Annotated in this window: 1 rRNA gene; it reads right to left on the minus strand. The window is 47.8% G+C overall.

The features are described from left to right. Positions 1–30: 30 nt before the first annotated feature. Positions 31–146 (minus strand): 5S ribosomal RNA (gene rrf / locus A8O26_RS28945). Positions 147–226: the final 80 nt, after the last annotated feature.

Here is a 226-nt window from a genome sequence, read left to right on the forward strand (position 1 = left end):
TGCTTTCGCAATTGGGGTTTCGGAATTTAATCTTGACGATGACCTACTCTCACATGGGGAAACCCCACACTACCATCGGCGATGCATCGTTTCACTGCTGAGTTCGGGATGGGATCAGGTGGTTCCAACGCTCTATGGTCGTCAAGAAATTCTGTATCTGGCCCGTCAACACGGTAACAAGCCAGCAAAAACGGTTACTTCTACTAAAACAAAACCCCAACTGCTT

The organism is Pseudomonas fluorescens (assembly GCF_001648775.1).
Classification (GTDB): Bacteria; Pseudomonadota; Gammaproteobacteria; order Pseudomonadales; family Pseudomonadaceae; genus Aquipseudomonas; species Aquipseudomonas fluorescens_M.